The following is a 224-nucleotide window of genomic DNA, read 5'->3' on the forward strand; positions in this document are numbered from 1 at the left end:
GATTGCTCTGGTGACCGCTGGCAAACATGATCTGGTCGAGCAGGAAGCCGCCAGCGGTCACCAGAGCAATCAGCTGTACCTCAGCTCGCGCGGGCCGGAACACGGCCACATGCAAGACCAGGTAAGCGAATGTTGCCACCCACGACCAGAGGTCATGGTGCAGCATGACCACGGCAAACCAGCACAGGTTAAACAGCGTGCCATTGACTAGCTTGCGGGCCACG

1 protein-coding gene is annotated in these 224 nt (G+C 59.8%); it reads right to left on the reverse strand.

The features are described 5' to 3' along the window. On the reverse strand, nt 1-224 hold a 224-nt coding region (locus tag A3709_RS12570), incomplete at both ends, for a DUF2878 family protein (RefSeq protein WP_197484178.1).

Origin of the sequence: Halioglobus sp. HI00S01 (genome assembly GCF_001635445.1) — a bacterium.
In the GTDB taxonomy this organism is placed as follows: domain Bacteria; phylum Pseudomonadota; class Gammaproteobacteria; order Pseudomonadales; family Halieaceae; genus Halioglobus; species Halioglobus japonicus.